Below are 23,917 nucleotides of genomic sequence, written 5' to 3'. Positions count from 1 at the left end.
ATTCAATTAAAACAAAAGAAAAAGATGAAAGTAGCTATTGTTGGCGTAAGCGGAGCCGTAGGACAAGAGTTCCTGCGCGTGCTTGATGAGAGAAATTTCCCGTTGGACGAGTTGGTTTTATTCGGTTCTAAACGTAGTGCCGGCAGCAAATACACCTTCCGCGGTAAACAGATCGAGGTCAAACTCTTGCAACACAACGATGACTTTAAAGGGGTAGATATCGCTTTCACATCGGCTGGCGCAGGTACGTCCAAAGAATTTGCAGAAACTATTACTAAATATGGTGCTGTGATGATTGACAATTCCAGTGCTTTCCGTATGGACAATGATGTGCCTTTGGTAGTTCCTGAAGTAAACGGAGCTGATGCCAAAGACCGTCCACGGGGCATTATAGCTAACCCTAACTGTACAACGATCCAGATGGTAGTTGCACTGAAAGCCATCGAACAGCTTTCACATATAAAAACTGTACATGTGTCTACTTATCAGGCAGCCAGTGGAGCCGGTGCAGCAGCCATGGACGAACTTTACGAACAATACCGTCAGATCCTTGCAAATGAACCTGTCACCGTAGAAAAGTTTGCTTATCAACTGGCGTTTAATCTAATTCCTCAGGTTGACGTATTTACTGAGAATGGATATACAAAAGAAGAGATGAAAATGTATAATGAAACACGTAAAATCATGCACTCGGACATAAAGGTTAGTGCAACTTGTGTACGTGTTCCGGCATTGAGAGCTCACTCTGAAAGTATCTGGATAGAAACAGAACGTCCTGTATCTGTAGAAGAAGCACGCGAGGCTTTTGCTAAAGGTGAAGGGCTTGTCCTTCAGGATAATCCAGCAGAAAAAGAATACCCGATGCCGCTATTCCTTGCTGGTAAAGACCCTGTATATGTAGGCCGTATCCGTAAAGATTTAACCAATGATTGCGGATTGACATTCTGGATTGTAGGCGATCAGATAAAAAAAGGTGCGGCACTGAATGCTGTACAAATTGCAGAATATCTGATCAAAGAAAAGAATATTGGATAATTTACAATAGGAATAAACAAAGCCGTCTGAGAACTATTTCTGAGACGGCTTTTTCATTTACACATATTTAATCTAACACCTATATATTTTTTCTTTTGTCACTTCTTTACAATAAATTTGTGCACCTCTCTTTTTCCATCAATAGTCACCGACAAACAATAGATTCCATCATTCAAAGAATACAAAGGAATATTATACGTATATTCTCCGGCAAGCTGGCGATTCGTAAGATAGTTCATAATATTCTTTCCATCGACAGTCCACAAAGCAATAGAAGCAGTTCCAACTTTAGATAAAGAATAGTGTAAAACAGCCTCATCCCCCCAATTTAGTAACTTCGAAAAAGATTTATCAACAGTAGTTCCGGAAATTCCAACCTCTGAGGAAGATGGATAATAGGCTTTCAAATCTTTGAAAGAAATCTTTGTATCACTGAGAGTTATACCTGGCTTTAAATAAAATTTCATACCGGTTAGGGCCAAAGGATATTCAATCAGATCAAGTGGTATATTACCATCCATAAAAGATACGTAATAGGTAGAATCTTTCCTGGCAACAGGTATCAACTTTGTTTTCAAAAAACCAGTTTTTGTATTTGATGCAAAATCAAGGTAGAGTTCTTTAATCAAATCATCTCTCACGAACATCCGGAAAGAGACCGAGTCAGGTAAACTATAAAAAGTTACAGGCTTATTAAACTCAATAGAAGCAGAACGTCCGGTTTTGACATCAAATATCATATTGATACCATCTTCCCAGCCATTTGGTAATGCGGTATTTTCATACCTCAAATTGGAAAAGGTTCCAGAAGTTTTTATTGGCCACGATGCTAAGTCAGCAAAGGTCTCATGTATTCTTTCCTTACCAGCTATCTCAACTTTCACATTTACATGTACACTCAACTCATCTAAAGTTCCGTGAAGTTCTGTCTCGCCATTAGCTATACCCTTTATCACTCCATCCTGTACCAGACAGCAATCAGGATTAGAGGAACTCCAGGTAAATGCTCCCGGATCTAATTGATAAACCTGTTTCCCTGATTTTGCATCAATCCTGATAGGGAATTCACGTATCCCATCTATCAAAATATTCTGCGGATAGGCCTGAACATCCGAGACTGGAGATACAAAAACATTCAAAACCGCTTTTTTACCATCCTTGGTGGCTATAATCTGACCTTTTGTCGCATTCAGGCTCGCATGGAATACATCATCTGCGTCTACATATCCCAAGTCCTCAGGTACACATTGATAAGTAAATCCTTGAACTCTCTTTTCCAACATTTTATCATGTTCATTAAAAGACAGAAGTGTAAGTGGATTCAACGAGACTGCCGTAGTATAAAGACTGGGGGTTATGAACGCATAAGAAGCAACAACCTCTTCCTCAGGTGCAGTTGATACAACCAGCAAAGCATCGGATACCGGACGAATGCTACCACGCATCGGATAATTCAGCATTTCATGATCAACAGCTATCGTTGCAGAACCTCCACTATCGAAGTTTACTACATTCCACGAACCATGGGCCAACATCCAGTTAGCAATATCAATACAATTTACTCCCGGACTGGCAGAAGTTCCTCCTTCAACCGTTACAACATAAACTGTTTTGCCGTCTTTTGACATTCCGGCCATCACCCGGGCAGAGACCTCATATTCGCGCCCGTTTTCGAAATCATTATATTCACCTTCATGTAATTTTCCTTCATAAGCAATACTGGGATAACCATGAAAACCAGCTACAATATTTTTTATTGGTTCGCCAAACTTACCTTTCACAAATTTCTGTGAAATAAAGATTATATCACCCGGAGTGACTTTTCCCTCGAAGCTCTGAATACTTTCGTTCCGTGCATAAATCACACATTCCGTTTGTGACGTTTGCAATGGAGCATCTGATACTTCTAAGACTTCACACTTTATATCATCACCATTTACCGTCCACCCACCCAATGGTTTGACCTTGATATATTTTCCAGGTTCTGTCAGCGTTCTACTATTCAAGTGATTAAGTAACACACAGTTTCCTGAAATAAATGTAGCAGCAGAGTTATAATAATCAATTTTCACAATACTGCCATCTTTCAAAATAACATTTGAGTTCAGAGACGGGTAAAATACTGCCGCTGTTTTATCTTCCGAAACAGCAAAGATAGAGCGTCCCCAGCCTGCTCCATAAGGTATCTCACCATTACTAACATTAACTCCGATACATACACCTGCTTCATAAACGAAGAAATCATGGTTGAATGCAGCACAAACGCGATGTCCAGGATAAGTGTGGGCTTTAGACATACTCATAACAGTCTCTCTGGGTACATCCGGAACCTTATTGTTCGATTGTACCTGCTCAATCTTCGTATAAGGATTCGTCAGATCTATGGTTGTGACCCACATTAGTATAGGTTTATCCCGATAGGCTATTTTGGTATATTGCACTCCCGCTCCCAAGCTATAATGCTCCAGTGTATCCGGAGTTCCCCATACCGGTTCTTGTGCTTCCAAGGTATTACAGAATGCCAATAGTAGTATATATAAAAGAATCTTTCTCTTCATACTTAATGATTTTTTATCAAATTAAGTAACGGCCGGCCTATTTGCCAGCCGTTATTAAAAAATCAGTATCAATCTCTCAAAACTATTTTCTGCGAAACGCTACTTCCTGATTCCAAATTAGCCTTTATCACATAAATACCTTTGGTCAATCCACCAACATCCATCCGGGATGAAGCCACTTTCGATAATAGTTCTCCCGACAATGAATAAAGCTCCATAGATACAACCTTGTCACTGTTTGCCACAATTTCATTAGTTCCGGCAATATAGCGGAAAGAGAATCCTGAAACGATTTCAGCCTCTATAGATGTCAAAGTATTATCATATACTAAAACATTATCCACATAAATTGTTCCTGTTTTTGTCAGAGGTTGTGCTTTCTGCTTTATTTTCAGTCCGGTAAGTTCATAAGTTTTCTTTGCAGGAAGGGTTCCCAAAGAAACTTCTACAAATGCCCAATCACAGAATGTAAGATCGGCAAGCTTGATCTCCTGAACATCTCCATCGGAAGAAGACAGTTGTAACCAAACCTCATTACCGGTCAGATCACCCAAAACATGCATACCAATTGCTTTAGTAGCATCAACCTGAAATCCTGAAGTTGTTTGATAACATGCTATACCGTCTGCTGCATCTACTGCAAAATTATATGTAAACGCACCAGAAGAAGAGCCAAACAATACTTTAGAGGTATTCCGGGAAGTACTGGCCGACGTAATGCCTGTACTGCCATCTGCGAAATAAGTAAATGTTCCGGCAGTTTCCATATCCAAGCCAACCGTTCTGTCTGTTACTTTCACATCTACAGCTTTAAAAGTATAGTCTATCGGTTCAACAATATCAATACCATCAACATCAATCATATTTCTGTCAACAACAACACGATACGTTTCATTTTCTGTTAATCCTTCGGAAAGAGTAAACGCCAAAGAACCATAAGGTGCACTGACAGAATTTACTTTTATAGAACGAGGAACTTTAGATAACTCTTCACCTTTTGAATTATATATTTTAACAGCATCTCTCGCCATAGCCGAATTTAATCTATTATCAAATCTAAATTCAAAAGGAGCATTCTTACCATAATTAACATACTCTACACCTGGAGTAGGATAACATGCCAAAAGTTTCAACAGATTACGATTATCAGTCATAAACTGAAATGAGAAATCATTAAGCATACTCAACCCAGCCGGATGTTGCAAACTTTTATCCAATTTTACTGTATATACTGTAGAAACCTGATAAGGTTGATCGGGGGTAAAAATCATCCGATGTTGACTATCTTCAAATGAAATTGTTCCTTCTGTTTCAGGAAGAATAGAAAACGCTTTTTTAGCCGACTCAACATCGACATCCCAATTAAATTCAAACACAATGGGAGTAGCACACTTTACAGGCTCTGTTAACTCTGCAACCGGAGAATAATTAATAACCTCCGGAGGGGTATTTCGTATCATATTCAACATGAAGTTAAAATAAGTAGTTTCATTCTTTTTCACTTCCAATGTTTCCGTATGAGATGTATAACCTTCAGCCTCAGCTGTTACAGTATAAATTCCAGGAGTTAGTTCCTTAAAAACAAAAACTCCGTTATACAACTCATCTGTAGTATATACCAATCCTCCGGGATTAACTGTAATTTTAGCTTTATGTAAAGGTAATAATTCATCTTTACTGTTTTTAATCTTCAGATAATTTCCCGGATTCAAATTACGACTGTCATGTACAGTCCCAGCTATATTTCCACTTGTGATTTCTCCAGCTTTAAAATATTCACAGAAAGATTTATAAAAATGCCATGCTTCCAACCATTTATACTCCATATTCATCAGTCGGTATGTTTCAGGAATATAATCATGCATTGAACCCTCTGAAATACATCCCGGAACTTTCAACCCTCGTAATACCCCATAACCATCTGACCATTTCATAGCCGTTCTACCAAAGGTTTTATCACCACGAACTGTAGTTCCTGAAGCCCAGGTATTCACCTGATTAGTATAAAGATTCTTAGCAATAATTGTACTAATTTCCCTACTTTCGTCAGAACAAGGTGTTGGAGTAGGATATGTATAAGTATCATCTAAATCAACTCCGGCATAAAGTTGAAGTATATAATTAGTAACCCCCGCATTGCTGTGAATTGAAAGCATATAATCAGCATTTGCTTCATTAGCCATCCGTACTATTTGAGTCAATGGAGTATCATCTGTATAGGTAATAATCGGATCTCCATCCTTATCTTTTACTATTTGTCCATTTTCATCAAGTTGATAAGTTGTAGGATTATTGGATAAACGTGACATCACTACTTTCGCCCCTGCTCTTTCAAGTAAATCACGCAATTGGATACCTTTATCGAAATTACTTTGAGATTCCCAAAAACCTTTAGGATCGCCAGATGCAAAAGGAGCAATAGTTATGTTCCTATCATCACTATCAAATCCCCCATGCCCTGGATTTACTAATATAGTAACTCCTGATAAATCCTGAGCGCTCACTTTTATCGTGATTAGAAATAAGCAACAAATTACATATATGTATTTCATATTCAATCAAATTTAGGGTTATTTATCTATTTCCATTATAAACAGTTCTCCCTTATCCGTACAATAAGCTATTTGTTTAGAGACTGAAGATGTAGCTGGGTATAATGCGATTCTTTCTTTCGGTGTTAATTCCTGACACGTTTTCCCATCTATAGTAGCTATTATCACCTGAGATGAAGTAATAACATTACCATCATCTTTATCTTTCATACCAACAACATAATCGTTTCCATACCATACCGGAGCATTCAGATTTCCCAAAAAAGATATTACTTTACCTGATAAATCACAGACAAAAGTCCCTTTTGAAACAGCCGTAAATAAAATCATTTCGCCATTAGGAGATAAAGACACCCAAATATAACCAGGTACTGTTCCTACAGGCATCAGCTCTTTTCTATTACCATTCTGATAAAGAACGATTTTAAGGTCTTCAGTTATCACTGATATACCACCGAATGACCTTTTCTCTTTTTGTACTAATGTACTCTGAATTTTATTCAAATCATTCTGTGAACGCGTCATTTCGCTTAAGCGAATTGCTTTCTTTGTACTTAAATCAAAGTTCATTAATGTCCGGTACTGACGTTTCTCTTTCGAAATAGCTGCTTGATAGAGAATTGTTTGCCCATCCCCACTAAATACCGGATTAAATCCTGCGCCTTCCTCTTTTGTTATCGAAACCATATCGCCTGTATGAATATTCAACAAATCTAATCCTACATAATTTTCAGAAGTAACTAATAGTTGGCTCCCTTGAGGGTCAAATATCGGATGAAAAACATTTTTGCCTTCAACCTCTTTAAGTTGATAATGTTTTTTCACATTCACAATCTGTCCACCGACTGATGCGACAAACAAATTCAACAATAAAATTACTAATATTCTCATAAATTATTTTTGTATGATTAACGCACTATTATTTTATGAACACTTGTATTATTTCCATATACTATACGAAGTATATATTCACCTGTAGATAACCCACTCATATCTAACTCATTTATACCTGATTGGCAAACAACAGGAGTAATCTTTTTTATACATTGCCCGGAAATAGAATAAACATCAGCATAAAGCTTTTCCTCCTTATCAAGAATCATTGATAAATACAATTTCCCATCTACAATAGGATTTGGGTATACAATGACTTCAGAAGACCTATTAGAACCTACAAGCCCAACACTATTTCCATATTGTATCTGAAACTCTTTAAGCTCTATAGTATATTTTTCATTTGCCATCATATCCTTTACTTCCAGCATAAATTTTAATGAATTAAAAATCAGAGGATAATATGCTAAGTCATTCACATTATCTAATAATGAAGAAACCGGAAGGATAACTTCATTGTCTGTATTCTTTTCAAGTCCTCCCAATTCAATACTTCTACTCTTTAACTCTCCATTTACTTTCAATCCAAGTATCATACTTTTTATAGTAGTATTATGAGGATCAATAGTAAACTTAATCGCTTTCGGCAGACTATAGAGACGTATGTCTTTTGCCATCAGAATATAAGGAGAACGAGCTGATTGATAAGTAAATTCTATTTTTGCATCTTCTTCAGTACCTGTCATCAGTTGATTAGCATTTGAGATATTGGTTGTTATCTTCCAATCTGGAGCTGCAAAGTTGCCAAATGAATAAGTTGTATTCTCCGGAATCTCAACAATAACTTTCATACGTCCTATAAAATCACCATAAGTACCTGTTATCCACGTAACCCCATTCTTTAATCCTTCCAAAACTCCGTTTTCTATTTTACATATATTTTTATCTTCTACTTGCCAGTTCAGAAGACTTGGTTCAATCGGGAAGATTGTTTTATTAGATTGTGCCTCTATCTCAATCGGATATTTCATCTTATTATCCAAGATCACAGAATCCAACCTAAAAGAAATATCAGACTTCTCTATTACTACTTTCTTATGTAATACTTTTCCATTATAATGTGCTATCAATTCTCCTCGCTGCGGCACAGAAGAAGCCACAAAAAGATTTCCATCCACGATTCTTCCCAACTCTGAATCACATGTTAGTGTAACTCCCTCCAAATGTTCAGTAACCAACATTCCATATTTATTATATCCCAAAAAATCCGGCTTATAAGAAGCGTTTGCTGGTATAACAACAGTGTAGTCTGAAAAATCTATGGTAGAAATACTTTCATCAAGAGGAGCAGTAGAGAAAAGCATCCAACCATTTGCTACAGGACGTTCTTTTCCATCAGCCGGTTTATTCACAATAGAGCCCTGTAACATCATTTGGGCAGAACCTCCACCATCCATAGAAGCAACATTATAGGCTCCGACAGATTTCAAAATTTCACACATTGTAGCTGTAGTGGCTCCGATAGAACCACTCTGTTTATCAATTACAACCAGAAAAAGTTTCTTTCCATCTTCAGACATACCAATTCCAGTACGAGGATATAGCTGCGAATTGTAACTTTCATTCGTATTCCTGTCTGTCAATTCACCATTCTTCATAACCAATGCATTTCCCGTTACCATTTGCTGAACCATCGGTTTAAAGTTATCTACAAGTGTACAAACTCCCATATTCACTTTCAGCAACTGCCCAACCTGTAATTTATCCAAGAAAGTCTGAGCTATCCCACTACCGGAGAGTACAGATTCTCCGGGCAAAATATCATTACTACCTTTTCCTTTGATAATCCGTATTACTTCACAACTCACATCCTCATTTATTCCCCATATTTGTCCTTCAACAGGTTTGATAAAAACTTCAGTTCCGCTATCATCCGTACGAGTTTTACCAACATAATTATTAAAAAAGACAAGTTCGTCGGCTCCACGTACACGATTCACTTGAGATATTGAATAATTATCCTGACCCTCCACAATCACTTTTCCATCGAAGTTCATATCATCGATCCAGAGCTTTTTATTCTTATCTAAAGCGGCAAACCCAATATTTCCGTGACCACGATTCCAATCATTAGGTTCTGTTACTATTTCACCATTACGAATACTTCCACTATGAGGTACTCCTAATAATTCATTAGGGCATCCTTGTCCTGATACGATCCAAAAATTTCCATTTACACTCCCGATAGGAATATGAGAAGCTGTTGTTAAACGCTTAAAAGCATCTGTCATAGCTTCTGTTTTACCAGCTTGATTACCAGCTTGAAAAGTTTCAACCGTATTGTATTCATTATTCAAATCAACAGTCAACATATAGACATTCAACGGATACATTGGAAAATACGTTTTAGTATATGTTATTCCAGGAGCCACTTGCCTATGGACGAGTGTATCAATTTGATTTTCATTTCCTGAGGCATCAATAACAAAACACATCACCAATACCATCACAGGGATAAATGTTTTTATTACTTGAATCAAATATTTTTTCATACTTACTTATTTTATAATTATTTTAGCAGAATACTGTTTATTTCCATCCAGTATTTTCATAAAATAAATTGCGGGCTGCAATCCTTCAAGTGGTAGTTTCACCTGTCCTGACTGGTTACCCAAATCAGATACACGAACAAGGGTACCAAACATGGTATAAAGTTCCATACGTAAAGAATGAGTAGCATCACAATCCAAAGAGAGATAAGCTTCTCCATTTTTAACAGGATTCGGATAAACATGAATACGAGATATCAGTTCCAACTGATTAATACCAACTACAAGATTCCCATAATTCATAGAAAATTCTTTAATTGTAACTTTGGTATTTCCAGTAGGATGCTTTGAATTATCCAACATCAATTTTAATCCATTTATATAAACAGGATAGGAAGCCCGATCAGATGCATCAGCTAATATTTCCCCCATTTTCAAATCAATCACATAATCTTCTCCAACTGGAATATTCACATATTGCCATGGAGTATATGTCATGGTATTATTGGCTTTTATCCCAGCAATCGCACTCGACACTACAGCATTTCCTGTATTTAATATTATTTTTAATGAAGTTGGTAAGCTATACAAAGGGCACTCTTTTAACAATTGAATATAAGGAGCACGTCCACTACTATAGGTATAGTTAATATCCAAGGGCAACTTAGCAGAACTAAGAGAAATATTACTTATATTAGATGAACTCTTTATTTCCCAATTAGAAAAATCAATTAATTTATCTATCGTCATTGTCTTTTCAGAAGGAATTTCCACAGTTACCTTTAAAGTTACTCCGATCTCTCCAAATTTCCCATGTACATTGGTTACTCCATTGGTAAGTCCCGTCAAAACACCTTTATTAATAGAGCAAATAGCAGAATCATCCACCGTCCAATCAAGAGCATCCGGTAATAAAGGTACCAATGTTTCACCTGCCATAGCCTGAACTTCTATTAGATACGGATTATTATCTGTCAGTACATTTTCTTGCTTCAGAACCGGAGTTATATCGGATGTAAGATTTACTTTCATTGTAGTCTTTGCTCCATTATATTCTGCTGTTAACTTTCCTCCTGCTGTCCCTGAAGCAATAAATGTGTTACCCTCAATAGTCCCCATCTCTTTCTCACAAGACAGTTTCACTCCTTTCAAATCAGTGTTAATTAATGTCCCATATTGATTATAACCATAAAATACCGGAGTATACATTCCATATCGAGGCAAGTTAATAGAATAATTAGTACTTCTAATTTCTGTAATTTGGTCATCTTCCGGAGCAGTATTTACAGCATAAATACCATTACAAACAGCACGCTCATTTCCATCACTTGGCCTGTTCATTATTCCTAACTCTTTAATATACATAGCACTCGAACCTCCGCCATCAAGATTCATAGCCTGGAAAGCTCCCGCACTTTTTATAATATCTCCTAATTCCTTGGTTCGTACCCCAGCTGATACAGAAGAACGACCATCTACTACACAGAAATAAACTTTATTACCATCTTCAGAATATCCTATAGCTGTTCTTGGATGGAGTTCAGCCCAATCATTATCAGTAATCACTCCATTATGTAAGATCATTCGATCTCCACCTACAGCAGCATCTACTTTAATTTTTTTATCTAACGAAATAAATCGAATACCTAAATAAAGTTCAATTTCTTCATTCTCATTTGCTTTGTTCAAGAATTCAGCAGCAGAACCATGACCAGATAAAACAGCTTGTCCCGGAGACATATGTATATTTCCCTTATTTTGAATTTTAGCTATGACTTTTGCTTTCAATGTAGTGTTTACATTCCAGTCTGTATCTTCTGACAACTCTATCAGAACTTCAGTACCACTATTATTAGTATGAGTATAATTTCCATTCAGTGTATTGTACAAGATCAATTGGTTTTCACCTCTTGCTGTGTTCATATCGTTAATATTCAACACGTTTTCACCTATTTTACATGTACTACCTTCAAAAACAAGATTATCCAACACAGGAATGTTACCCGAAAAAGCCATATGAGGTGAATTGGCAGGAGTACGTCCTATCTGATTTTCCATAACGCATCCATGAATAGGATATCCTACACTACCGGTTGTTGCAAAGAAATCGGCATTTGTTCCGGCAAAATAAACAGCTCCTTCCCGACTTTTCCGTTTTGCCATCCCGGAAGTCAACTCACAAGTCACAAGAGAATCTTTTCCTAAAACTGATTCAAATTTTATATACTGATTCTGAGCATCTATTTCCAGTAGAAAAGCACGAATATGTTTGGAACCATTAGAGTATTTCAAAGCTGTATAAAAAGATCCAGGTCCTACTTTCATGGTAGAAAGAGTATCAACTTTGTATGTAACTCCTCCAATCAAGACCTCATTATCATTTTGTGCATATGAAAAAATTACAACAAAAACTGATAATAAAAATAATATGTATATCTTCTTCATAAATGTCATTGGGAAAAAAAGAAAGCAATAAATCAAAAGTACTCACTCACTTGCAAGAAAAGGGTGACTTATCAAGTACACCCTTTTCACTCAAAATGTCAATGCAAATTATCTAAATATTCATCTCTTATAAAATGAATTATCATTTAATAAGAACTTTAGAAGTAGCGACAGTCTTACCGTCTATAGACACAGCTTTAACAATGTAATTACCTGGCAATAATGTTACATGAGTAGCATTTGATTGAGCAGTAATCTGCTGACCTGTAAAATCATAGACTGTTACTTCAGCAGCTTCACTGATAGTTACTCCATTTTCTGTTGCAGATATTTTCAAATTAGCAGTATTAATATCAGATATACCATCTGGTTTAAGATTAATAAATTTATCAACAGCACTTTCTTCACCGAACACATAAGCACCAAAACCACTCTTATATGCATAGACATAAATAACTGCAACTTTTGCATCTTGCTTCACATCAATACGAGGCAATGCTGTACGAACCGGATTAGACACATTACCCAAACCATTGCCAGGGAATATAGCTTGCTTTTTCATACCTTCGAAAGTCATATTTTCGCCAACATCACATAATGCCCATGCCTGAGGACAGGTACCATCAACAGTGTTAGTATAACTATAGATAATGAAATTCCGGCCATCCAAAGAAAATTCATCAACACCATTGTTACCAACCTGTTTAGGAGCCAAGTCCGGAGCTTTTTCAAAACTATCAATTAAAATACCACTCATATCATAAATGGCTGCTGCAGTATTAAATCCATCCAGATAGAAAAGATCATTATCGATAGGACATACACGAGGTGCAGTCCCATTTGAAGGAGTAGTAGATGGGTAATATTCCTGAATAGTAATCATCTCTGGATAATCTGCTGGATTCTCAGCTGTTTCCGGTCCACCTGTTAACGAAACCACAACTTTCCCTCCTTTAATATCCCAACGAAGAATCTGATCACCAATACCAGCTTCAGCACCTGCAACTGCAGCCATCACATACCCATCACCATTCACATCACCATATACACCGAATGCATCAATACGGATTACTGGAGTAGCTTCTCCATTCTCCAATAATGGTAAATTACATTGAATAATTTTAGTACCAATTCCGGTTGCTATATCAATCTTCCAAACCTGGAAACCTCCTTTAACAACATCAGTAGCCAAATTGGCAACTAAAACATTTCCAGCATCATCTACCTGAATATCATTACACGGAATTCCCGCCCCCATAAATATATCTGAAGCTAAAGCCACATTTTTTTTAAATGTACCTGTCATACCATCATATACATCAATACTTGATACGGAAGGATCTCCATCCCGTCTACAAAACAAAAGTTCACCATTTAAAGCCGCCATACCACGAGCTTCACCTAAGGCAGCTGATGGATCATTTAGTGTTTTAACTGATTTTATCCAAAGATTTTTCAAAACATAACCATCTACAGGCTCATAAACAACAGGATCTTTAACCTCCGTTTGAGCATTCATTGCAGCCATACTAAAGATAAGAGCTGCAGCAGTAAGTAAGACTTTTTTCATAATACTTGTTTTTTTAATTAAACATTAAAAGTTATTTCTATATTGAAAAGCAATACATTCTATTTTGCAAATTTCAACAACATGATTCTACGCCCTGTATCTATCTTAATCAAATAGATTCCTTGGGATAAGTTATCTACAGGAATATCAACATTGGCTTCTCCATTAACTTCTCCGTCATAAATATGTGATATTACCATACCTGATACAGACAAAAGATCAGCATTAACCCAAGACATTCCATCAAGTTTCAGAACCAATTGTTTTTGATCGTTCTCGGTACGAATAAAAGCAATATCTTTCCCATCCATATTTTCTTTTATACCCGTGGCCCCTGAATAATAGAAAGTCACAGTAGGACACCAATCTGTATATAGAATTGCAGACTCTGAAAAATATTCACTGCGCATTCGTAAATAATAAGTACCGGCAGATATATCTTCAAAAAAAGTTTCATAAGTATAAGGCTCTATTTGTTTCACCTTAACTTGTCTTGGAGGAAAATTATCTTGAGAACTAAGTTCAACTCTAAAGCTTTTAGCTCTGGGCTCCTCACTCCATTTTACAAGTATTTGTTCACTGGAAACATGAGAATTATTAACAGGAGAAATCACAACCGGTATTTCCGGAATTTGTTCTATTGTCGTAAAGCTACTAATATCTGTGATAGTTTCTTCTCCTTCTATCTGAGCTTTCACACGCAAGTAGTAAGTTTTTCCTCCTACCAGTACATTCGTCAATTGACAAGTATTTGTATTGTACGTTTGAGAAAAAACAATTTGACTGGAAGAAAAATTCAGATTAGATGATACTTCTAATAAATAAGTAGCCTCCCGTCCGGCATCACTCCATACAATAGTAGGAGATAAAGAAACATCAGTACTCTTATTCTCAGGTGTGATTATTGCAAATGGAGAACAGGTAAAGTTCCTTATTTCAGAGGGTTCACTTATATTTCCAATTGTCTTCGTTTTAACTCTCCAATAATAGTTTTGTTCTTTAACAAGTGGAGGTAGATTATGCGTTGAGAACAAGTTCTCAGTCACTTCTCTTGCACAAATCACTGATGTAAAATCCTGAGTTAAAGAAATTTCAATTATATATGAGATAGCATTTTCTACAGCTTTCCACTTAAATGAGAACGGTGCTAAAACATCTATTCCATTATCCGGATATACCAATTGAGGAGAAGTTCCAGGTAATGATTCCTGTCCCATGACTACAGGAGCATACTCATTACCATAACGGTCAACTATAGCCACCGCAAAAACAGAAGAAGACAAATCTACGTTTTTGGGCAATGTAAATGTAGAAACATATGATAAGCCTAAATAATATTTAGAGGTATTAAGTAAAGTAATAATATCTGCAGAATTTAATATTTCCGATTTTGGTAAAGCATATATCGCATAACGCATATTCTCTCCGGCAGAGTTCCATCTTAGTGTATTATCAATCAAATCAATATTATTTACAACTCCCGGATCAGAACTGTTCTTCCAATGGATAGCTGGAGTAAGTGCCTTGTTCGCATACTTCTCTGATTTCAAATAATCAATAAAGCCCTTTGTTGAATATATCTTAGTTGTCGCATAAAAAATACTCCCCGGAGCTCCACTTTTATCTGCATCTCTGTTTATTTGAATTTGTGCTGCTACTTCCGAAGCTCCGAATGCCCTGGTTGAAACCGCATTATTCTCTGCTGTAATAGCTTGTTCTAATGATGACAAACCTTGAGAAGTAGCCTCTGTTGTTCGTGTGGCTTTCAACGCAGCACTCAAACCACTTATAGAATGACTTGAATAGAAATTTTTACCAAAATGTAAAGCTGTTTTTGCCCACCAAGGAGCCAAAACACTATAATCATTAGAGGATCCTATAGTCCAATAGATCTGAGGAGAAATATAGTCTACCGTACCCTCATACAACCACGCTACCGGATCACAATATATTCCATTATAAGCATAACCAGCCGTTATATTAGAAAGTGTTATACCGTAAGAAGCAGCCACATCTGCCGAAACATCCCATACACCTGCCGGAGAAACACCAAACTTTACATAAGGCTTCTTCTCTTGGATCATATTATATACATTGGCAATCAAATCGTTCACATTTCTTCTTCTCCAATCCGCCAACTCCAATCCGTTTGGATTATTCTCTGCATAAGTTTTTGCATCTTGAGTTGAAATTCCTTGCAAATAGAAATAGTCATCAAACAAAACTCCATCAATATCATAGTTTTCTACAACCTCCTGAATAACATCTGTAATACGCTGTTTTACAGCAGGTAAACCAGGATCTAAGATACTTGCATTGCCAACTTGCAAAATCCATTCAGGATTAGAAACTCTATAATCATTGGGTAATTCATTCCAGGTTGCATCTGAAACAGAAGATTCATAACGGTAAGGATTTACCCAGGCATGTACTTCCAAGCCACGTTTATGCCCTTCTTCCACAACAAAAGCAAGCGGATCATATCCAGGATCTAACCCACGTTTTTTTACCAAATCAGAAGCCCACGGTTCATAGCTGGAACGATACATAGCATCACATCTGCTACGAACCTGAAAACAAACAGCATTCATGTTCGCAGACACCAATGAATCAAGAATTCTGGTCATCAATCTTTTCTGTGTATTTATCTCAACCTCATTACCTGTTTGAGACACTACAGATTTGGGCCAATCCAACTGATATACAGTAGCAAGCCAGCTAGCCCGCATCTCTCTTTTGGGCGACTGGGCCCATAAAGAGAATGCAAACATGCAGATCAGGATAGTAAGACTTTTTTTCTTCATATTCTTGTTTAGAGAAATCATATTAGAATAATTTAGCTTTAGTATGATTTATTGCTACCCCATAAATTTCCACATTATCTATTACCGATTCTATCGCACCTTCACCTCCATTACCAGCTGGATTATACCTTTTCAATCCTGATACAACGGTCGAAGCCGGATCTTTTCTATAGCCAAAATAAACTGAACCATCATCCGGATCAAGAGCCATCTGGCAAATGTCTACATATTCACCTGAAGCTCCCTCACTATCAGAAATAAGAGCTTGAATCAATGTTCCGGGATTAGAAGCTGTAATTTTTGTCGGATCTGTAAAATCGGATAAAGTAGCTTTATAGACGCCTTTATCTCGGATTGCATAATATACCATTTTGCGAACTTCGTCAACAACAAACGATTTAATAAAGAAGCCATTCGCTAAAACAGGATAAGGTTTACCGGCTTCACCAATACTTATAGTAGACGGTAGGATATCTGATTCTTTGAAACGGAAGATGCCAAGTCCGTTATAGGTTTTAGACCACCACCAGGTACCATCACTCAATTTCGTCATACAAGCATTCATCGCCCCATATTGATATCCCGCATTATAATAGAGTAATCGTTCATTTTGAACAAAATAGCCAAAACGAGAATCATTACGATCCAGAGCCATGTTTCTAGACGTTTTATTAACTTTTGTGATTCCTTTATTTCTATCAGAGAAATAAAGGTTATCTCCCTCTATAAATCCATAGAATGGATCATCAAATGCAGCATTAGTATTTGTCAATACAGTTTCCACCTTACTACCGTCATAAGCAACTGCAGAGATAGATCCATCTCCGAGAACACCATCTTCATCCGATATATAAGTAAACTGCTTCCCTGGATCAAATATATACAGACAAGAATCATTAAACACCAAATTCATTGGATGCTGCCCAGATTTTATACCCAAATCAAATGGATTATTATTCATACCCTCTGGTAAATCTGTAATTAATTTCAATGCCATCAAATTGCCCCCCTTTACTGCGTAATAAAGGGTTTTAGCCGGTTTATTATAAGCAACTGGTACATTAAGTACGCCTTCTTCCAAAGAACGACCTCCCAGCTTGGTTTTCAGCACGATCTTCTGAGAACCTATATTTTTAAACTTCAACAATCCAGGATTTTCTCCTTTATATTCTAAAACTTCATTTCCATTCTGGTCCATTGTACCTTGCGGGAATATCCAAGTATATTCAACTTCAAGTGCTTCCGGATTAGGTAAGTATACAGAAAGTTCAATTGTCGTTTTGTCTACTTCGCAAACTCCTCCTTCAATCGGCTCTATACTAACTGTTGGAAAAATATCACTAATAAGAATTTTCTTTTTCAGTTTTCCTATGCCCATAATTTCCAAAACAACATCATATGTTCCGGCTACTTCATATTTATGAATCGGTTCTGACTCTCTAACCTTCTCCGAGCCATCACCAAAATCCCATATGCACTCTCCTTCTGCTACTGAATTATTTTTGAATTGAATTTTTGATCCAACTAAATAATCAATCGCATATTCGCCATCCACCGCATACGAAAAAGCAATCTTATCACCTGGAAAATTTTCGTAAACAGGATCATTTTCTATACATCCTACCAACAAAAGGATAAATATTGTACTACTTAATATACTTCTTAATAGATTCATAGTTCCACGATGTTAGATTATTTCAATTGTAAATTTCTCAGAAACTCCCTGATTCTTTTTTTCATCATATACCCGGAAAGTTGCACCGATACTATAAGATTTCAAATAAGAAATCTGAAACTTAGACTCAGATGATTTATAGATCAGTTCTTCAAAAGGAATGTTATTATACTTATCCTTGAGTTCAGCTTTTCTCTCTTCCTTTACAAACTTATCATAGTCCTGACGGTTTTCATTAAAGGTAGAATCAAGACAGGCATTAAAGTCTTCTACAGTAATTTCGCCTGTTGTAACCAAAACAGCCCGATAGTCTGTCAAATAAGTACTCTGTTCAAGTTTCTCATATAATCCTTTTTTAAATGCAGTAGCAAAAGTATCAGGAAACAAAGTTGAAAATTTTTCAGGATCAAAATCCACCACATCTTTCCATTCCACCGGACGTAAAGTATTACTCACCGGAAAAGTTTCATTTATAATATAAGCTCTCTTATCGACATCCCAATTCTCTTCTGAATGGACATATTGACTAATAGACTGTTCCTCACGAGCCGAAGAAGAAACATTCACTGATAATGAATAATTAAAACTAACAAATGGACATTTAGCTTCCATTGCTTTATTTTCAGTTAAATCATACCAAACCTCAAGCCTGTCTATTTTTTCTCCTTTTGTATAATATTGCGCTTTAAAAGCCAGATTCTCACCTGCTTTTACTTTAGTACTGGATAACTCCCAGACAGTATGTGGAACCTCTTGACCAATTCTTGCCCAATCATCCACAGGATCATTAATTTCACAGGATACCAAACCAGCTATACTCATTAGAAGTAATGTAGTCTTAGTTATATTTTTCATTTTCATACTCAGTTAATGATTATTATTTATATACAGCCCAAATCATTGGAACTTTCAACCAATCTGCATTTTTATAAGCTCCAAGGCGCTCTAATTCTGCCCTATTATATTTCTCTTCAGTTTCCGGATCATAATTAATTCTTTGAAGCCAAACTTCTTTGACTGTACCATCAGGTTTTTTATCACTCAGCCAATAAGGTTCATACAGATTATAAGGACGTTTAAGAGTAGGATATACAGTTATTCCATCATATACCTTTTTATTTACATTATTACTATAATTGTATCTTCTCATATCAGTCCATTGCTCAGGCTGTAAATACATACAAACATATTTTTGTAACATCAAATGATGGAGAGTAAACGCATTACCTTCCGGGAAGTACTTTTCTTTATAGGTTCCTTCAAAATAGTTCTTTCTTGGTAAACTTGTTTTAGGAACTCCATATCTATCCATATTATAATCAGCAGCAGCAACCGTTAATGTTCGGGCTACAGCTTTATCCCCTTTCCAGTAAGATGCTTCAGCTTTTATCAGTAATAACTCTTCTTTAGTAAACAATGGAATATATCCGTCATCCTTTGTATAAATACCAGCAAATAAATCCGGATAATTTCTCTCTTTATATGAGACTCCCATACCAATATTGTTTTCCAGATATCGGAATTTAATTCCGGTATCTCCTTCCGGCCCAGAGCGAGCAGTCATCATTTTTTCCAAACGAGGATCTTCTGCCTTACCAGATACTAAAGTTGGTTTTTCAAAAACTCCCATAATATCTACACAGAAATATTTTGAAACAATAGCTTTATCCAATAAATTACCACGGCTTTCCCATCCATTGATAATTGGCTGAGAAGGTCCCCAAGGCGAACTTGCGACTCCTGTCCCACCATCATATTGATAACGTGGTTCTTCCCAATTATCCAAGGCAGCATCAACTGCACTTATTATCTGCTCACAACTATTACTATTATTATCCCAGTTAGGTAACTTACGCAATAAAATACGCGCTTTCAATGCACAAGTAAACTGTCTCCATTTTCCCAAATCTCCCCCAAAAACACGATCCATTTTTTGGGTAATTTTAATATTACCAGGAGCTTGAGTCCATTCGGGATTATCATATAGTGCAATTAGTTCATCAGCTTCTTGTAACATCCATTGATAAATACTCTCTTGTGAATCATATTTTGGAGAATTCGACAGATAAGCTTCCGAACGTGGCATATCCCCAAACATATCAGTAGTCAACTGAGTTGACATTAAGCGTATCGTTCGTGCTATTAAAACAAAATTTAAAGATTTAATTCGTTCTGCTGCTTTTATCAACTCATTTACATTTGCACCAATATCATAAAAATGACGACGCCATTGTGGATGCCGGTTCATTGTCAGAAACTCCCAACCACCTTTATAAGCATATGTATTAGTCTGGCTTTTTCCTCCAGTAGTCAACGCCATTGAGAGATAAGCCCCATATTCAGCATGATCATAATTCGCCTGAGAAGCGTAGAACATTACTACTGGCAAAGCTTGTTCTGGAGTTACTTTATTCGATTTGTCCGGATTTATATTATCGTCAAGCATATCTTCACAACCAGTAAGACTGCCACATAACAATAAGGTTCCTATTATATATTTTACAATTTTCATAATAATCATCAAATTTTAGAATGTTGCATTAAGGGTAAAATTAAAACTACGCGTACTCGGAACTGCATAATTATCAATTCCGAAAGACCCTGTTCCTGATGCAGACGAATTCCCACTGATTTGTGGATCCGACCCTGAATATTTAGTTAACAAGAACAGGTTATTACCTGTGACAGTTAATTTAAGCCCTTTAATAAGGGATTTTTTAAGGAAAGGAGTAAAATTATATGCAAATGATAAATAACTCAACCGTATATAAGAACCATCTTCAATGAAGTTAGAACTAACTCCATAAAAATAAGTATTCATATTTGTCTGATTAAAAATAATCGGTTTCGTATTTGGTATATAAGTTCCATCCGGTTGTTCAATTACACCATCAACAACTATTTCACGATTGCGATACTTTTCATATGATTTATGCTGTCCATTTGAAAATAATCCTCTTCCTGTTACATTTACAACATCGCCTCCTTTACGCCCATCGAGCAAAAAAGACATTGAAAAGTTTTTCCAGCTAAAAGAACTTACTAAGCCCAATAAAAAGTCTGGTGCACGATCCCCTATCAAAACTCCTTTAGCTGAATCAATAATTGGTGTACCATCTTCTTTGCAGATAATCTTTCCTTCCGGATTTCTTTTATAATCTTTACCGGTAATGGAAGTAGTAGAATGATTCAGATAAGCAGTTGGAAAAATATCTCCAAATTGAGTTCCTTGCAATTCAGTCATCCCTTCTGGCAGATTAGTAACTTTCCCTCTATTTAATGAGAAGTTCAACCCAGCAGTCCATTTAAAATCCCTATTCGACAATATGTCTTGAGAAAATTGTACTTCCACACCATAATTTTTTACAGCACCTTCATTTCGGGTTTGTAGAATCATACCTGAAGCCGGAGATACACGTACTGTTACAATCTGATTATCAACCGTAGTTGAATAATAGGCTATATCCAGTCTTGTTCTACTATCAAAGAAACGAAGGTCTGCACCGATCTCCCAGGATTTAGTCATTTCCGGGAGTAGTTCATTACTTGCTCCAACAGTTGAATCCAGGCCAAAACCTCCGTCCGGAAAACTACTCCATTGCTTAAAATTTCTATCAAATTTATATCGAGGGCCATCCTTTCCAACCTTAGCCCAATTACCACGGATTTTACCAAAAGAGAAAACTGAACTAGACAAATTCAGTAATTCAGAAAATACAATACCAGCTGTAACTGAAGGATAAATGTAGGATTTAGTTGTTAGTGTTGATGACATATCACGCCTAACAGTAGCACTTAACTGCACAAGTCCCTTGTATCCCAAACGAACTTCTCCAAAGTAACCAAACTTATTCTGTCGATAATGATACAAATTTGTATTATAGTCAAATGAAGCATCAGTAGTAAGTGTACCTACATTTTGCATACTATAAAATTCACCAGGTAACACAAAATCTGCTCCTCCTAACTGAGCTTCAATACCTTTTGTATCCTTATATTCAAATCCAGCCAAAAGATCAATATCATAATCCTTTGCAACCGTCAATTTATAAGTACCTAATAATTGCACCGTTAATAATTGATTTCTATTAGGAGAAAAAGTATATTGCCCAAAATTTGTCAGTTCTATTTTATCCGGATTGGTAAAATCTGATTTATCAAAGCGCGGGGTCGTATATGAATCAGTCATGGTATGTTTCTTATCATAACTAATTTTTCCCGAAAACATCAAATCCTTCACAGGAGTCCATTCTATCGATCCCATAAGAATATTTCGTGTAGACTCAGTCACTCCATAATCTTCGTATCTACTCCAATTTGGATTCAAGACCAAATCTTTCAATTCATCATCAGTTAATGTAGATTTATCTAAAAGCCAACGTATACCATTAGCATCTTTATAGTAACTCATTTGATCATTAATAGGCCAACGGTATACAGAGAGCATAGAATTACCAAAACCTCTGGACTTGCTCTCCATTATATTTGCCGACAACGACATTTTAACCCATTTAGATACATCATAATTTGCCTTGATGAGAAATCCCATCCGATCCTTATAATCATCATGTACAACTCCATCACTCTTAGAGTAATTGGCAGAAGCATAAGCAGAAAACTTATCTGTTCCCCCTGACGCACTCACATCGTATTTCTGATAGAATCCCGTGCCAAGGAAAGAGCCCACATTATCATAAACTTTTTGCCCTGGGCTTAACAAAGGTCCCCAACCACCAGTAACAGTATTATCTTTATAAAACCCTTGTGCACCAGGTCCATACAATGATTGTATTTCAGGAGCCCGCACCGCATTATCAATTTGTACACTGGCATTAGCATTCACGGTTATTTTTCCACTTTTACCACTCTTTGTTGTAATCATGATAGCCCCATTAGAGGCTTCCTGACCATATAGAGCAGCCGCAGCCGCTCCTTTTAAAACAGTCATACTTTCAATATCATTCGGATTAATATCACCGGCTGCCGTACCACCACCACTAACAGGCATTCCATCTACTATAAATAAAGGTTCATTACTCTGTCCCGGATTAATAGAAGATATGGCACGTATTATCATAGGAGAGCTTGCATTAGGAGAACCTCCCGTGCTACTGGTCTGGATACCGGCTATTTTACCTTGTAATGAGTTCACAAAATTTGCAGATTGACCAGCAACAATTTCATCTGAACCCAAGCTTTGTACCGCAAAATTTAATTTCTTTTTTTCCGCCTTTACTCCCATTGCCGTCACGACTACTTCATCAACCATTATTGAAGAAGGTTTCATGACAACATTTATCACAGACTGTTTACCTGCCTTCACTTCATGTGTTTCCATTCCAACATAAGAAAACACCAAAGTCGAATTGTCAGGTGCCTTAATTGAATAATTTCCATCAATATCAGTAATTGTACCCAGACTGGCATTCCCTTTAACAACAACAGATGCCCCAATGACCGGCATTCCATCTTCAGAGGAAGTCACCACTCCAGTAATCGTATGCTGTGAATATGCAGCCACAGCAGAGAAGAAAAAGAGTAGAACTAATAACTGTTTTTTCATAATATAATCTATTAATAATTTTATTTAGCTCTATCCAACGCAAGCATATGGATTTGAACATTAGAATAAATTTTCACTTAAATCAGTAAAAAAAGCATTCTTTTCTGATTACAGAAACAGATACCCCATTACCTTATCATATATGCTTTTATACTCTATAAAAGACTACGATTTAATTAGTTATAAAACTGGGGTCTTCAAACAAGAATTACAAGAAGGAAAATGTCTAACAAATATCATCTTTAAGGCTTCTTTTTATCAGACAAGATTTCTTATTTAAAGATCTCAACTTTTTATTACCTCTAATACATATGCTAAGTTCTATCAGAACT

Annotated in this window: 12 protein-coding genes; 1 reads left to right on the top strand and 11 read right to left on the bottom strand. The window is 36.5% G+C overall.

The window, feature by feature from the left end; translation table 11 throughout:
* Positions 1–24: 24 nt before the first annotated feature.
* Positions 25–1,035 (top strand): aspartate-semialdehyde dehydrogenase, encoded by a 1,011-nt coding sequence (locus QX565_RS02010; protein ID WP_221650235.1) that lies wholly within the window; start codon positions 25–27, stop codon positions 1,033–1,035.
* Positions 1,036–1,133: 98 nt separating this feature from the next.
* Here QX565_RS02010 and QX565_RS02005 read toward each other — a convergent pair whose 3' ends face one another.
* The 11 genes from QX565_RS02005 to QX565_RS01955 all read right to left on the bottom strand — a co-directional run bounded on the left by QX565_RS02005 (position 1,134) and on the right by QX565_RS01955 (position 23,585).
* Positions 1,134–3,593 carry a phosphodiester glycosidase family protein gene (locus QX565_RS02005; protein ID WP_289290991.1) on the bottom strand — a complete coding sequence of 820 codons (2,460 nt, stop codon included), beginning with the start codon at positions 3,591–3,593 and terminating at the stop codon, positions 1,134–1,136.
* Positions 3,594–3,661: 68 nt separating this feature from the next.
* Complete coding sequence (locus QX565_RS02000) at positions 3,662–6,145, bottom strand: Ig-like domain-containing protein (RefSeq protein WP_289290989.1); 2,484 nt, start codon at positions 6,143–6,145, stop codon at positions 3,662–3,664.
* A gap of 18 nt (positions 6,146–6,163) precedes the next feature.
* Positions 6,164–7,036, bottom strand: a complete 873-nt coding sequence (locus QX565_RS01995; protein ID WP_289290988.1) for a TolB-like translocation protein — start codon at positions 7,034–7,036, stop codon at positions 6,164–6,166.
* Positions 7,037–7,053: 17 nt separating this feature from the next.
* On the bottom strand, positions 7,054–9,531 hold the full coding sequence (locus tag QX565_RS01990) for a phosphodiester glycosidase family protein (RefSeq protein ID WP_289290986.1): 2,478 nt from the start codon (positions 9,529–9,531) through the stop codon (positions 7,054–7,056).
* Positions 9,532–9,537: 6 nt separating this feature from the next.
* Positions 9,538–11,853 (bottom strand): phosphodiester glycosidase family protein, encoded by a 2,316-nt coding sequence (locus tag QX565_RS01985; protein WP_289290985.1) that lies wholly within the window; start codon positions 11,851–11,853, stop codon positions 9,538–9,540.
* A 262-nt stretch (positions 11,854–12,115) separates the two neighbouring features.
* Positions 12,116–13,543 carry a T9SS type A sorting domain-containing protein gene (locus tag QX565_RS01980; RefSeq protein WP_289290983.1) on the bottom strand — a complete coding sequence of 476 codons (1,428 nt, stop codon included), beginning with the start codon at positions 13,541–13,543 and terminating at the stop codon, positions 12,116–12,118.
* A 59-nt stretch (positions 13,544–13,602) separates the two neighbouring features.
* Positions 13,603–16,347: a family 10 glycosylhydrolase gene (locus tag QX565_RS01975; RefSeq protein WP_289290981.1), complete on the bottom strand. Its 2,745-nt coding sequence runs from the start codon at positions 16,345–16,347 to the stop codon at positions 13,603–13,605.
* Between the two features lie 22 nt (positions 16,348–16,369).
* Positions 16,370–18,022, bottom strand: coding sequence for a PKD domain-containing protein (locus tag QX565_RS01970; RefSeq protein WP_289290980.1), 1,653 nt, complete (start codon positions 18,020–18,022; stop codon positions 16,370–16,372).
* Positions 18,023–18,034: 12 nt separating this feature from the next.
* Positions 18,035–18,877, bottom strand: a complete 843-nt coding sequence (locus QX565_RS01965) for a hypothetical protein (protein WP_289290978.1) — start codon at positions 18,875–18,877, stop codon at positions 18,035–18,037.
* A 22-nt stretch (positions 18,878–18,899) separates the two neighbouring features.
* The gene (locus tag QX565_RS01960) at positions 18,900–20,534 is read right to left on the bottom strand and encodes a SusD/RagB family nutrient-binding outer membrane lipoprotein (protein WP_289290977.1); all 1,635 of its coding nucleotides are present in this window, start codon (positions 20,532–20,534) and stop codon (positions 18,900–18,902) included.
* A gap of 15 nt (positions 20,535–20,549) precedes the next feature.
* The gene (locus QX565_RS01955; RefSeq protein ID WP_289290975.1) at positions 20,550–23,585 is read right to left on the bottom strand and encodes a SusC/RagA family TonB-linked outer membrane protein; all 3,036 of its coding nucleotides are present in this window, start codon (positions 23,583–23,585) and stop codon (positions 20,550–20,552) included.
* Positions 23,586–23,917 lie beyond the last annotated feature (332 nt).

This window comes from Bacteroides sp. 41_26 (assembly GCF_949740115.1).
In the GTDB taxonomy this organism is placed as follows: domain Bacteria; phylum Bacteroidota; class Bacteroidia; order Bacteroidales; family Bacteroidaceae; genus Bacteroides; species Bacteroides nordii.
The sequence above is the reverse complement of the archived record's forward strand: the minus strand, read 5'-3'. Positions and strand labels throughout refer to the sequence as shown.